Here is a 12,994-nt window from a genome sequence, read left to right as displayed (position 1 = left end):
AGGGGGGAGCGAAGACGCCGGCTGATTAGCCGGGCTTGGAGCGCGCGTAAGCGGAACGCGCGGCGACTTCCTGCGAGCTCAACAGAGTCGAGCGCAGGGCGCAAAGGACGCAAGCAGCGGGAGGGATGGGAGAAAAATCGGATCGCACGGGGCCAGATGCTAACACCCAGGCATCGCTAGTCAAGTGGGCAAGCCGTCCCCAATAAAGAGGGCGGCTTGCCCGCGGTGACGATCAGTTCGTCGAAACGATGTTGCGTTCCTTGGCGATGCGCTGGCGCAGTTCCAGTTCACGCTGGATCTGGGCGGCGTATTCGGCGGGCGTGTTGCCGTCCACCAGCGATCCGCCGTCAGCCAGACGTTGGACGATCTTCGGGTCTTTCAGCGCCTTGATGGCGGCATCATGGATGCGATCCACCACAGCCTTGGGGGTGCCGGCAGGGGCCACCAGCCCGTACCAGGCCATGTTGTCCATTTCAGGCAGGCCGCCTTCCTTGAAGGTCGGCACGTCCGGCAGGGCGGGCAGGCGCTTGGGGGCGGCCACGGCCAGGGCGCGCAGCTTGCCGGCCTGGATGTGGGGCATGGACGACGGCAGGTTGTCGAACTGGGCGTTCACCTGGCCGGCGATCACGTCATTTAGCGCCGGGCCCGAACCGCGGTAGGGCACGTGCACCATGTCGGTCTTCGTCAGGGACTTGAACAATTCGCCGTCCAGGTGGCCGATGCCGCCTGCGCCTGACGAGGCATAGCTGTACTTGCCCGGGTTGTCTTGCAGCAGCTTGATGAATTCGGCCAGGTTTTTGGCCGGCACGGCCGGGTTCACCGTCAGCACGTTCGGCACGTTCACCAGGTTGGTGATCGGCGTGAAGTCCTTGATCGGGTTGTACGGGTTCTTGGGGTTGGTGGCCGGGTTGGTGGCCATGGTGCTGACGGTGGCAACACCCAGCGTGTAGCCGTCCGGCGCGGAACGGACCAGCGCGTCGGCGCCGATCGAGCCGCCGCCACCGCCCCGGTTTTCAACTACGACGGCTTGGCCGAGCTCACGGCCCAGGCCTTCGGCCACGATGCGGGCCACGATATCGGTGGTGCCGCCGGCCGCAAACGGGACGATCAGGCGGATGGGTTTGTTGGGGTAGGGGTCGGCGGCGAGGGCCGCGGAACTAAAGCAGACGCCTGCAATGGCGGCGGCCAGAACGGCCTTGGCATGAGACAGCACGGTCAAGAGTCTTCTCCATATTGTTGTTCCGAGCCGGCCGGCTTCTTGGGCCGGCGTCGGTGAAGCGTGCGTAGCCGGATACGGGAGTTGCATACACTTCGTGGACGCAATTCCACACAGGAATCCCCCTACGGTCAACTCAGGATTCACCCTGCCTCGTGCCAAAATATTTTTTCGGTGTTGCAGCGGTGTCTGAAAATGACGTCAGTTAGGCGAAAAAGCCATGCCTGACAACAAGATGAACAGATGTCGATTAGCTGTCATTGCGCAATCATTGCGCAGTCATCGTGCTGTCATTAGCCGGGTTCACGCATAAATCTCTGCATAACTTACAAGAATCTGATATTTTTCGGATGAGATTCTTGGCCGGTCTTGCAAGAAAGCTATTGCGTTTGTTTCTGTCTGCGCCGTTCAATGGGCGTTGGTTGATGTCCCCGCGGGGCAACGTGTAGTGCAGCGACGCACCGGGCCAGGGTTCCGTCTTTGTTGTTAATCCCCGGTCTGTTTCGTCTTTCGCTGCCACGTGCTGGCGGGAGGGGGCCCGGACATTCTCGGAACGCCATGTCGCTGATCCTGATCCTCGCTCTGCCGTTTGCCGGCAGCCTGTGCGCCGCGCTGCTGCCTTCCAACGCTCGCAATGCCGAGGCGTGGCTGGCCGGCCTCATCGCGCTGGCCTGTGTGGTTCTGATTGCCAGTCTGTACCCGGAAGTCGCCAACGGCGGCGTGATCCGGGCGGACATGCCCTGGGCGCCCGCCCTGGGCCTGCAATTCACCCTGCGCATGGACGGCTACGCGTGGCTCTTCGCGCTGATCGTCTCCGGCATGGGCGCGCTGGTGGTGCTGTACGCGCGCTACTACATGTCGCCGGAAGACCCGGTGCCGCGCTTCTTCTCCTTCTTCCAGGCCTTCATGGCCGCCATGCTGGGCGTAGTGCTGTCCGGCAACCTGATCCAGCTGGTGTTGTTCTGGGAAATGACCAGCCTGGCGTCGTTCATGCTGATCGCCTACTGGCACCACCGCCTGGATGCCCGCCGCGGCGCGCGCATGGCATTGACGGTGACGGGTGGGGGCGGGCTCTGCCTGCTGGCCGGCGTGCTGATCCTGGGCCATATCGTGGGCAGCTACGACATGGATCGCGTGCTGGCCTCGGGCGATCTCGTCCGCGCCGACCCCTGGTATCCCGCCGTGCTGGTGTTGGTGGCGCTGGGCGCGCTGACCAAAAGCGCGCAATTCCCCTTCCATTTCTGGTTGCCCAACGCCATGGCGGCGCCGACGCCGGTGTCCGCCTACCTGCACTCGGCCACGATGGTGAAGGCAGGCGTGTTCCTGCTGGCGCGGTTCTGGCCGGTGTTGGCAGGTACGGATCAATGGTTCTGGATCATTGGCGGAGCAGGGCTGATCACACTGGTGCTGGGCGCGTACGCCGCCATCTTCCAGCAAGACATGAAGGGCGTGCTGGCGTATTCCACGATCAGCCATCTGGGCCTGATCACGCTGCTGCTGGGCTTGAACAGCGAGCTTGCGCTGGTGGCCGCCATTTTCCACATGATCAACCACGCCACCTTCAAGGCGTCGCTGTTCATGGCGGCGGGGGTGGTCGACCATGAAACCGGCACGCGCGACCTGAGCCGCTTGTCGGGCCTATATAAAGCCATGCCCATTACCGCCACCTTAGCGATGGTGGCGGCGGCGTCGATGGCTGGGGTGCCGCTGCTGAACGGCTTCCTGTCCAAGGAAATGTTCTTCGCCGAAACCACCTTCGTCAGCGGCGACCGCTTTACCGAGATCGGCCTGCCGCTGATGGCGACCATCGCTGGCGCCTTCAGCGTGGCCTATTCGCTGCGCTTCATTCTGCAAGTCTTCTTCGGCCCGCCGGCGACTGATCTGCCGCGTGCGCCGCACGAACCGCCGCGCTGGATGCTGTTCCCCAGCGCATTGCTGGTGTTCATGTGCCTGCTGGTGGGCGTGGTGCCCGGCCTTACGGTCGGCCCGTTCCTGGCGACCGCTGCGCGCAGCATCCTGGGCGAGAACATGCCCGAATACAGTCTGGCCGTGTGGCACGGGGTGAATCTGCCGCTGGTGATGAGCATGGTCGCAACCGCTGCGGGCGTGCTGCTGTATCTGGCGTTGCGGGCGCATCAGCGCGCCAACCCCGGGCGCGTGCCGTTCATCTATCGCCTGGATGGCCGGCGCACGTTTGAGGCCTTGCTGGACGGCTCCAGCGTGGCCGCTGCCTGGCTGCTGCGTTGGGTGTCATCCACGCGCCTGCAAGTGCAGATGCTGCTGATTGTGCTGGGGGCCTTGTTCGTGGCCTGGCTGCCGCTGCGCGGCGGCGGCTGGCTGGATGGCACCGAACGCATGTCGGCTATTGACCCGGCCTTTGCGCTGATGTGGGGGGTGGGCGCGGCCTGCGCGCTGGGCGCCGCCTATCAGGCCAAATACCACCGTCTGGCGTCACTGGCCCTGGCCGGTGGCGCGGGGCTGATCACCTGCCTGACCTTCGTCTGGTTCTCGGCGCCTGACCTGGCGTTGACCCAGTTGTCGGTTGAAGTCGTCACCGTGGTGCTGTTGCTGCTGGGCCTGCGCTGGCTGCCGCGCCGTATTGAACAGGACGACGAAGAAACCCTGAAGGCCACGTTGCGCGCCCGCGGCCGCCGCCTGCGCGACTTGCTGATGGCCACGGCCGCCGGCACGGGCATGGCGGCGTTGGCTTACGCCGTGCTGGTGCGCCCGCAAGGCGACACCATTTCGTCCTACTTCGTGGACCGCGCGCTGCCTGACGGCGGCGGCACCAACGTGGTGAACGTGATTCTGGTGGACTTCCGCGGCTTCGATACCTTTGGCGAAATCACGGTGCTGGGCATCGTGGCGCTGACGGTCTACGCGCTGCTGCGCCGCTTCCGTCCGGCCGCCGAAAGCGCCGACCTGCCGCGCCAGCAAAAGGAACAGGATGGCGGCGTGCCGGCCGCACCCGATATCAAGTCGGTAGTGCCGACGGGGTCGATGATGGTGCCGACGGTGCTGGTGCGCCTGTTGCTGCCTACCTCGGCGCTGATCTCGGTCTACTTCCTGCTGCGTGGCCACAATCAGCCGGGCGGCGGTTTTGTGGGCGGCCTGATTTTCGCCACGTCCGTCATCCTGCAATACATGGTGGGCGGCGTGTACTGGGTGGAATCGCGCAGCCGCCTCAACCCGCAGAACTGGATCGGCCTGGGCTTGCTGGCGGCAGGCGCCGCGGCGGTCACGGCATGGCTGGCGTACAAGCCGTTCCTGGCCGCGCTGGCCTGGGATGTGTCGCTGCCGGTGATCGGCCATATTCATTTGTCCAGCGTGCTGCTGTTCGACCTGGGCGTATACATGCTGGTCGTTGGCTCCACCGTGCTGGTGCTGGTGGCGCTGGCTCACCAATCGCTGCGCGCACAACGCAAGGCCGCCGCCGAGATGCAAGCGGCCGCCGCACAAACAGGGGAAGCCTGATGGAATTGATTTATGCCATTGCGATCGGCGTGTTGGCGGGCTCGGGCGTCTGGCTGCTGCTGCGCCCGCGCACCTTCCAATTCATCATGGGCCTGTCGCTCGTTTCCTATGCGGTGAACCTGTTCATCTTCGGCATGGGCCGGCTCACGTCGGGCCGCCCGCCGGTGCTGGACCCCGCCACGGCGCATGACCCTTCCTGGTACGCCGACCCCTTGCCGCAAGCACTGGTGCTGACGGCCATTGTGATCGGCTTCGCCACCACCGCGTTGTTCCTGGTTGTTCTGCTGGCCTCCCGCGGCCTTACGGGTACCGACCACGTTGATGGACGGGAGTCCCAATCTTGAGTTTCTGGCTTCAACACCTTCCAATTCTGCCGATCATCACGCCGCTGGTTGCGGGCGCGGTGATGCTGTTGCTGGCCGATACCAGCCGCTACACGCGGGGCGCCATTTCAATGGTTGCGACCCTGGCGCAACTGGCGGCCGCCATCGCCTTGCTGGTGGTGGCGGGCGGCGGCGTGCCAGACGTTTGGCCGACCGGGGTAGGGGTCTACCTGGTGGGCGACTGGCCGGCGCCCTTCGGCATCGTGCTGGTCGTCGATCGTCTGGCCGCCGTCATGCTGACGCTGACCGCCGTGCTGGGCCTGGCGACGCTGACCTACGCGCTGGCCCGCTGGGACCGCGCGGGCGTCCATTTCCATTCGCTGTTCCAGTTCCTGCTGATGGGCCTGAACKGCGCCTTCCTGACGGGCGACCTCTTCAACCTGTTCGTGTTCTTCGAAGTGCTGCTGGCAGCCTCCTATGGCCTGCTGCTGCATGGCTCGGGCGTGGCGCGCGTCAGCGCCGGCCTGCAATACATCGCCGTGAACCTCGTGGCGTCGTTCCTGCTGCTGATCAGCATCGCGCTCATCTATGGCGTCACCGGCACCTTGAACATGGCCGACTTGGCCCTGCGTGCCGGCAATCTGGCGGGCCCCGACCGCATGCTGTTCGAAGCCGGCGCAGCTATTCTGGGCGTGGCCTTCCTGGTGAAGGCGGGCGCGTGGCCGCTGAACTTCTGGCTGGTCAAGGGCTACGGTTCGGCCGGTGCGCCCATTGCGGCCATGTTCTCCATCATGACCAAGGTCGGCATCTATGCGCTCTTGCGCATCGGCTCGCTGCTGTTGCCCTCGGGGGCGCCCGCGGCCTTCAGCCTGGACTGGATGTTCGCAGCGGGTCTGGCCACGCTGCTGTTCGGCGCGCTGGGCCTGCTGGCCACGCAGCAGCTGGAGAAGATGGTGGGCTACTGCGTCATCGTTTCGGCCGGCACGCTGCTGACGGCGCTGGGCATGCCGGGCGTCACCTTGACCGGCCCCGCGCTGTTCTACCTGATCAGTTCCGTGCTGACGACGGGCGCGTTCTTCATGCTGGCTGAACTCATCGAGCGCACGCGCAGCTTCGGCGCGAACGTGCTGGCCGTGACGCTCGACGCGTTCGACCTGGACGACCCAGCCTCGGTCAACCGGTCCGACGACGTGGTGGGCGTGGCCATTCCGGCGGCCATGGCTTTCCTGGGGCTGGCCTTCATTTGTTGCGCCTTGCTGGTGACGGGCTTGCCGCCCTTGTCGGGTTTCGTGGCCAAGTTCTCGCTGTTGTCGGCGGCGGTGTCCGCCGCCACGGAATCCGCACCGCCGATGGACGCGTGGATTCTGGTGGCCGCCGTGCTCGTGTCGGGCCTGGCGGGCCTGGTCGGCTTGAGCCGCACGGGTATCCGCGTGTTCTGGGCCAGCGACGATCGCAGCACGCCGCGTCTGCGCGTGATCGAAGCGGGTCCGGTGGCCGTGCTGCTGCTGTTGTGCGTGGGCCTGGCGGCGGGCGCAGGCCCGGTGTCGGCCTACCTGGACGACGCGGCGCGATCGCTGGATCAACCCAAGTCTTATATTGATGCCGTCATGTCCGCGCAAACCGTGCGCGGCGCTCAAGGAGGAAGCTGATGCGCCGTGTTTACTTCCTTTTTCTGCCGGTATTCCTGTTCGTCCTGTGGCTGGTGCTGAACGAAAGCCTGTCGGCCGGGCAGATCGCGCTGGGCGCGGCGTTGGCGCTGTGGTTCACCTGGGCTGCATCCCGGCTGCGTCCGCTGCATGCGCGTCCGCACCGGCTCTGGAAGGCCGTGCCCCTGTTCCTGCACGTGACGGTCGACATCATCAAGTCGAACATTGCCGTGGGCAAACTGATCCTGAACCCCCGGCGAAATGATTTTTCGCCCGGCTTCATCATGATCCCGCTGACGATGCGCGACCCGCACGGTCTGGCGATGCTGGCCTGCATTGTCACCTATACCCCTGGCACGGTCTGGGTCGACCTGACGCCCGATCACAGCCTGAAGCTGCACGTGCTTGATCTTCAGAACGAAGACGACTGGGTCAAGCTGGTGCAGGAGCGCTACGAGCGCCCGTTGATGGAGATGTTTGAATGACTATGAACACCGCACTGTATTGGGCGGCGTCCTTCGCCCTGGTGTGTTTCGCGCTGGGCATGGTGTTTGCCGCGATCCGCCTGCTGCGCGGACCCACCGCGCAGGACCGCGTGCTGGCGCTGGACACGCTGTATATCAACGGCATGTTGACCATGCTGGTCTTCGGCATCCGCTCGGGCTCGTCGCTGTACTTCGACATCGCGCTGCTGATCGCCTTGTTCGGCTTCGTCGGTTCCACTGCGATGGCGCGCTTCCTGTTGCGCGGCGAGGTGATCGAGCCATGATCGAGGCCACCATCCCCCTGTGGGCCGGCATTCCCGCCTGCATCCTGCTGGTGTTGGGCGGCTTGCTGGCGCTGACCGGCTCGGCCGGCCTGCTGCGCTTTCGCTCGTTCTACGCCCGCATCCACGCGCCCACCTTGGGCAACACACTGGGTTGCGGCTGCGTGCTGGCTGCATCGATCCTGGTGTTCTCGGCCTTGTCCGCGCGTCCGGTGTTTCACGAAGTGATCATCACGCTGCTGCTGGTGGTGTCGTCGCCCGTGACGGCAATGCTGCTGATGCGCGCCGCGACCTACCGCAAGCGCCTGACCAAGGCCGACGCCGACCTGGACGCCCGCTAGCACTGGTAACAAGCGCCACGGCTTGTGAACGGCACACGCCGTGCTGCGCCGCGGAATTGAACGCAACAGGGGCCAACCGCCCCTGTTTTTTCGTCTGGATTTCCGTCTGGCCCCCGGCCTGCGCAAATTCGGTGCCTGATACGACAACTTACGAATTCATGTTGCTCGACATGTCCCCGGCGCGGCATCGTGGGATAGTGGATTCCAAGCAAGCGGCGTGACCGCTGTCGGGTCACTGCCGTTTTCGGTTCAATTCTTAAAGGAGCTGGCCATGAACAAACGACCCATGCATACCAAACGCCTTGCAGCATCCCTTTGCGCGGCGGGCTTGATGTTGGCCGCGGGAGCGGTCCACGCGGCGGATGCCATCGGCCGCGCCGGCATCCAGTCCCAGTACGAACAGGATGTGGCCAAGTGCAAAAGCGGCAACACCAACCAGGACCGCGCAACCTGCATGCGCGAAGCCGGCGCCGCGCGCGATGAAGCCAATCGCCAGAATTTGAAGGATGGAAGCACGGACCAGCATCAGCAGAACATGGTTGACCGCTGCAACCGGCTGCCCGCCACCGCGCGGCAGGACTGCCTGACCCAGATGTCGTCGCCCACCAACGTGCGCGGCAGCGTGCAGGGCGGCGGCGTGCTGCGCGAAACCGTGATCCAGGTGCCGGCCGGCAGCGTGCCGCCTCCGGCCCCGGGTATGGCGCCGCCTCCGCCCGCCTCGGGCATGGCGCCTCCGCCTCCCGCCCCGGGCTCGGTGCCGCCCGCTACCGGCACGATGAACGCGCCGATGCGTCAATAAACGCGGGAAGGGCGCGCGGCCACGGGCGTAACGTGGCCATGCGCAGGTGCAGCGCATACCCGCGCCCATTCCTGAGCTTGCGGCCCGATCATGGCCGAAGCGCAAGCGCCACCAGCAAGCGCCACCAGCAAGCAACACCAGCAAGCAACACCAGCAAGCAACACCAGCAAGCAATACCGGCAAGCAATACCCACAAGCAACACCGCGCACAGCCGCCACCACATTCAGGCAAAATGGCGGCTGTGCGCTTTTTTGCGCCGTCCGTTTGCGTCCTTTCGCGCCCGCCGTTTCGTTTCCACTCGTCCTTATCCCCCAATTCCATGTCCGACGTCATCGCCCTGATTTTCGACTTCGACGACACGCTGGCTTCAGACAGCACGTCGGGTTTTCTCGAAAGCATCGGTGTGGACACGGCCTCGTTCTGGAAAGACGAGGTGGACCCCTTGCTGTCGCAGCAAGACTGGGACCCCGTGCCCGCCTATCTGTACAAGATGATCCAGCTGTCGCAGGCCGGCACTCACGGCCTGATCACGCAGCAGCGCTTGAAAGAGTGGGGCGCCCGCCTGGACTTGCATGACGGCGTGCCGACCTTGTTCCAGCGCCTGCGCGCGGCCGTGCGCGCCGAACAGCCGCAAGTGCAGCTTGAGTTCTATCTGATCTCAAGCGGCATTGGCGACGTGGTGCGCTCCACGCCCATCGCGCATGAATTCACCGAGATCTGGGCGTCCGAATTCGTCTACGGCGAAGACGGCGGCATTACGTTCCCGCGCCGTATCGTCAGCTTCACCGACAAGACGCGCTACCTGTTCCACATTCAGAAAGGCATCATCGGCCGCGACTTCCGCAACAAGCCCTTCGAGGTCAACCGCAAGGTGCCCGAAGACCGTTTGCGCGTCCCGTTCGACCAGATGGTGTTCGTGGGCGACGGCTATACCGACATTCCGTGCTTCTCGCTGATCCGCCGCGCAGGCGGTTTTGCGTTCGGCGTCTGGGACCCTAAGCATCGCGACAAGCGTAGCCGCGCCTGGGGCTTCATCGAAGAAGGGCGGGTGTCGAACCTGAACCAGGCCCGCTACGACGAAGAAGCGGAACTCTACCAATGGCTGGAAGAGGCCGTGACCAGCCTGGCCGGCCGCATCGCCCTGAAATCGCGGGTGTACCGTGGTTGAGGTCGACGGCACTGCCGACGCCACTACCGCCGCGTTTTCGGCCTGGACCGAAGAAGACGCCCGCTACATCCGTCTGGCCCTTGAAGAAGCGCAGGCCGCGTACGACATCGGCGAAGTGCCGGTTGGCGCGCTGGTTGTGTCGGCCAAGGGCGAGATCCTGGGGCGTGGCTACAACCGCACCATCATCGACCACGACCCCACCGCGCACGCCGAGATCGTCGCCTTGCGCAACGCGGCGCGCCAACTGGAAAACTACCGTCTGCCCGGCATCACCGTGTACGTCACGCTGGAGCCTTGCGTCATGTGTATCGGCGCCATGCTGCATGCGCGGCTCGCGCGCGTCGTGTTCGGCGCCTACGACCCGAAGACCGGCGCGTGCGGCAGCGTGCTGGACGTGGGCTCGGTCCCGAAACTCAATCATCACACTTCAGTCACCGGCGGCGTGCTGGCGGAACCCTGCGGCGACCTGCTGCGCCGGTTCTTCCGCGAACGCCGCGCCAAGGAATCCATCGCATGAGCACCCCTACGCATGACCACGATCACGGCCCCACCTGCGGGGATGATTGCGGGCATGACCACAGCCATGATCACGCCCACTCGCTGCCGGACGCGCGTGGCATCTACCTGATCTCGCCGTCTTCGGCCGTGCGCGACCCGGCCACGGTGGAACTGGCGCGCGAACGCTTGCAGCAGCAAGGCTTCAAGACCGCGCTGGACCGCACTGCCTTGGCCGAGCATCAGCGCTTTGCCGGCACGGACGCCCAGCGTCTGGCCTGCCTGACGCGCGCCACCAAGCAGAAGCTGCCGATCGTCATGGTGACGCGCGGCGGCTACGGCATGGGCCGGCTGCTGGACCAGATCGACTGGAAGGCCATGGCCGACAGCGGCAAGCGCTTCGTGGGCTTGAGCGACTTCACCGCGTTCAACCTGGGCCTGCTGGCCAAAACCGGCGCGGTCAGCTATTCCGGCGCGACCGCCGTGGCGGACTTCGGCGGCAAGAAAGTCGACGACCTGACCGAAGCGCTGTTTGGCGAAGTCATGCGCGGCGAACTGGAAATCTTGAGCTTCGAAACGCAGGACGCCGACGCCGTCGACGCCCGCGGCATCCTGTGGGGCGGCAACCTGGCGATGGTGACGTCGCTGATCGGCACGCCCTACATGCCGAAGATTCGCGGCGGCATTCTGTTCCTGGAAGACGTGGCCGAACATCCGTACCGCGTCGAACGCATGCTGATCCAGCTGTGGCAGGCGGGCATCCTGGCCAAACAAAAGGCCATCGTGCTGGGCCGTTTCACCGATTACAAGCTGGCGCCGCACGACAAGGGCTACGACCTGCATGAAGTCGTGGCGTGGCTGCGCAAGACGGTCAAGGTGCCGGTCATCACCGGTTTGCCCTACGGCCACGTGGCCACCAAGGCCACCTTGCCGATCGGGCAGAAGGTGGGCATTGCCACCGAAAAGGGCCTGGCGCATCTGGTACTGGACGAACACCACCACTGATCGCCGCAGTCAGCGTCACCCTTACGGGTCCCGCGCAAGCCGGACCCGTAAAGTCATTTGCTACACTATCGGGTTTCCTCGCATGCGTCTTCGGACGCCTACAGACTCAAATACACCGTGATATCCACAGCCAATCTCACCATCCAGTTCGGTCCCAAGCCCCTTTTCGAGAACGTCAGCGTCAAGTTCGGGGAAGGCAACCGGTACGGGCTGATCGGGGCCAATGGGTCCGGTAAGTCTACGTTCATGAAGATCATCGGCGGCGACCTCGAGTCCTCCGGTGGCAACGTGTCGCTGGAGCCGGGCGTGCGCCTGGGCAAGCTGCGCCAGGACCAATTCGCGTTTGAAGACCTGCGCGTGCTGGACGTCGTCATGATGGGCCACACCGAAATGTGGGCCGCCATGTCCGAGCGTGACGCGATCTACGCGAACCCGGAAGCCACCGAAGACGACTACATGCGCGCGGCCGACCTGGAAGCCAAGTTCGCCGAGTACGACGGCTACACCGCCGAAGCGCGCGCAGGCGAACTGCTGCTGGGCCTGGAAATTGCCGTTGACCAGCACAACCTGCCGATGCGCGAAGTGGCCCCGGGCTGGAAGCTGCGCGTGCTGCTGGCGCAGGCGCTGTTCTCGAACCCCGACGTCCTGCTGCTGGACGAGCCCACCAACAACCTGGATATCAACACCATCCGCTGGTTGGAAAACGTGCTCAACGGCTACCAGAGCACGATGATCATCATCAGCCACGACCGCCACTTCCTGAACCAGGTGTGCACGCACATGGCCGACGTGGACTACGGCGAAATCCGCATTTACGCGGGCAACTACGACGACTACATGCTGGCCTCCACCCAGGCCCGCGAACGCCTGGTGTCCAACAACGCCAAGGCCAAGGAACGCGTCGCCGAACTGCAAGACTTCGTGCGCCGCTTCGCCGCCAACAAGTCGAAGTCGCGCCAGGCGACCTCGCGCTTGAAGCAGATTGACCGCATCAAGGCCGACCAGGTCGTGGTCAAGCCGTCGTCGCGCCAGAACCCCTACATCCGTTTCGAGCAGAACAAGGTCATGCACCGTCTGGCCGTCACGGTTGAAAACCTGACCAAGGCGTACGACGCGCCCGTCATCACCAAGTTCTCGGCCATGGTCGATGCGGGTGAAAAGATCGCCATCATCGGCGCGAACGGCGTGGGTAAGACCACCTTGCTGCGCCTGCTGGCCACCGAATTGCAGCCGGATTCGGGTTCGGTGAAATGGTCCGACAACGCTGACCTGGGTTACATGGCGCAGGACGTGTCCGACCAATTCCTGCAAACCGACATCAACCTGCTGGACTGGATGGGCGACCACCGCCAGCCGGGTGACGACGACCAGTCGATCCGTTCGGTGCTGGGCCGCCTGCTGTTCTCGGCGGATGATCTGCCCAAGGCGCCCAAGGTGCTGTCGGGCGGCGAAAAGAACCGCATGACCTTCGGCCGCCTGATGCTGGGCCGGCACAACGTCATGCTGCTCGACGAGCCCACCAACCACTTGGACATGGAATCGATCGAATCCCTGCAATTCGCACTGGAAAAGTACGAAGGCACGCTGGTGTTTGTGTCGCATGACCGCGAATTCGTGAGCGGCCTGGCCACCCGCGTGATCGAAATCCTGCCGTCTGGCGAGATCATCGACTACCGCGGCGGCTACGAAGACTATCTGGAATCGCGCGGCATCGAAGCCTGATGATTTCCGCCTGAAGTCATCCAGCACGGCGCGTCCCT

At 64.5% G+C, this 12,994-nt stretch carries 12 protein-coding genes; 11 read left to right on the top strand and 1 reads right to left on the bottom strand.

Going from position 1 to position 12,994, the window contains the following annotated elements:
• Positions 1-232: 232 nt before the first annotated feature.
• Positions 233-1,219: a tripartite tricarboxylate transporter substrate binding protein BugE gene (locus tag AC1DB0_RS00960; RefSeq protein ID WP_054421745.1), complete on the bottom strand. Its 987-nt coding sequence runs from the start codon at positions 1,217-1,219 to the stop codon at positions 233-235.
• Positions 1,220-1,774: 555 nt separating this feature from the next.
• Between AC1DB0_RS00960 and AC1DB0_RS00955 the strand changes: the two genes are divergently transcribed.
• The 11 genes from AC1DB0_RS00955 to AC1DB0_RS00905 all read left to right on the top strand — a co-directional run bounded on the left by AC1DB0_RS00955 (position 1,775) and on the right by AC1DB0_RS00905 (position 12,956).
• Entirely contained in the window at positions 1,775-4,690 is a 2,916-nt protein-coding gene (locus AC1DB0_RS00955; RefSeq protein ID WP_054421746.1) for a monovalent cation/H+ antiporter subunit A, read from the top strand.
• Positions 4,690-5,034 (top strand): Na+/H+ antiporter subunit C, encoded by a 345-nt coding sequence (locus tag AC1DB0_RS00950; protein ID WP_054421748.1) that lies wholly within the window; start codon positions 4,690-4,692, stop codon positions 5,032-5,034. The genes AC1DB0_RS00955 and AC1DB0_RS00950 overlap by 1 nt, the downstream gene beginning before the upstream one ends.
• Complete coding sequence (locus tag AC1DB0_RS00945) at positions 5,031-6,662, top strand: monovalent cation/H+ antiporter subunit D (protein WP_476758574.1); 1,632 nt, start codon at positions 5,031-5,033, stop codon at positions 6,660-6,662. Before AC1DB0_RS00950 ends, AC1DB0_RS00945 begins: the two co-directional genes overlap by 4 nt.
• Positions 6,662-7,144 carry a Na+/H+ antiporter subunit E gene (locus tag AC1DB0_RS00940; protein WP_054421752.1) on the top strand — a complete coding sequence of 161 codons (483 nt, stop codon included), beginning with the start codon at positions 6,662-6,664 and terminating at the stop codon, positions 7,142-7,144. The genes AC1DB0_RS00945 and AC1DB0_RS00940 overlap by 1 nt, the downstream gene beginning before the upstream one ends.
• Positions 7,145-7,146: 2 nt before the next feature.
• Positions 7,147-7,428, top strand: coding sequence for a K+/H+ antiporter subunit F (locus tag AC1DB0_RS00935; RefSeq protein ID WP_054421755.1), 282 nt, complete (start codon positions 7,147-7,149; stop codon positions 7,426-7,428).
• Positions 7,425-7,766, top strand: a complete 342-nt coding sequence (gene mnhG / locus AC1DB0_RS00930) for a monovalent cation/H(+) antiporter subunit G (RefSeq protein ID WP_054421756.1) — start codon at positions 7,425-7,427, stop codon at positions 7,764-7,766. The genes AC1DB0_RS00935 and mnhG overlap by 4 nt, the downstream gene beginning before the upstream one ends.
• A gap of 271 nt (positions 7,767-8,037) precedes the next feature.
• On the top strand, positions 8,038-8,565 hold the full coding sequence (locus AC1DB0_RS00925; protein ID WP_245636267.1) for a hypothetical protein: 528 nt from the start codon (positions 8,038-8,040) through the stop codon (positions 8,563-8,565).
• Positions 8,566-8,885: 320 nt separating this feature from the next.
• Positions 8,886-9,734, top strand: coding sequence for an HAD family hydrolase (locus AC1DB0_RS00920; RefSeq protein WP_175169048.1), 849 nt, complete (start codon positions 8,886-8,888; stop codon positions 9,732-9,734).
• Positions 9,727-10,251 carry a tRNA adenosine(34) deaminase TadA gene (gene tadA, locus AC1DB0_RS00915; RefSeq protein WP_476756792.1) on the top strand — a complete coding sequence of 175 codons (525 nt, stop codon included), beginning with the start codon at positions 9,727-9,729 and terminating at the stop codon, positions 10,249-10,251. Before AC1DB0_RS00920 ends, tadA begins: the two co-directional genes overlap by 8 nt.
• Entirely contained in the window at positions 10,248-11,234 is a 987-nt protein-coding gene (locus AC1DB0_RS00910; protein WP_175169046.1) for an LD-carboxypeptidase, read from the top strand. Before tadA ends, AC1DB0_RS00910 begins: the two co-directional genes overlap by 4 nt.
• 117 nt (positions 11,235-11,351) lie before the next feature.
• On the top strand, positions 11,352-12,956 hold the full coding sequence (locus AC1DB0_RS00905; protein WP_054421760.1) for an ABC-F family ATPase: 1,605 nt from the start codon (positions 11,352-11,354) through the stop codon (positions 12,954-12,956).
• The last annotated feature ends 38 nt before the right edge of the window (positions 12,957-12,994 follow it).

It is taken from the genome of Achromobacter sp. 10T422, from assembly GCF_056394065.1.
Note: the sequence above shows the minus strand (reverse complement) of the source record. Positions and strands in the feature narration are given on the sequence as shown.